The 372-nt window shown below is 62.9% G+C and carries 1 rRNA gene; it reads right to left on the bottom strand.

Going from position 1 to position 372, the window contains the following annotated elements:
- Positions 1-310: 310 nt before the first annotated feature.
- Positions 311-372, bottom strand: a 16S ribosomal RNA gene (locus ACLQ2R_RS39590); the annotation flags it as partial.

The following is a 372-nucleotide window of genomic DNA, read 5'->3' as shown; positions in this document are numbered from 1 at the left end:
CAGGCAAGCCGGTCTGACAGACGATCGGCCCCGCATGAGGGTCAAACAGACAGCAAGCCCGCCTCAGCGGGCCCGCCCAGTGTCCGTTTCCTCAGGACCCAACAGTGTGTTCGCCCCGACCACCCCCCTGACACGACGTTCCCACTCCCCCGGCCGAAGCCCGAGGCGGTACTGATCGGTCAGCGAAGATCGCCGAACCGAGTAGCCAGTGCTCCACTAATGAGCGTGCCGAGCGTGAGACGTTCGCTCACGAACACGACGTGGACCCTCCAGTGATCCGAAGACCACGTGAAGAGCCGGTGCTCCTTAGAAAGGAGGTGATCCAGCCGCACCTTCCGGTACGGCTACCTTGTTACGACTTCGTCCCAATCG

Origin of the sequence: Streptosporangium sp. DT93, from assembly GCF_049844535.1 — a bacterium.
In the GTDB taxonomy this organism is placed as follows: domain Bacteria; phylum Actinomycetota; class Actinomycetes; order Streptosporangiales; family Streptosporangiaceae; genus Streptosporangium.
Note: the sequence above shows the minus strand (reverse complement) of the source record. Positions and strands in the feature narration are given on the sequence as shown.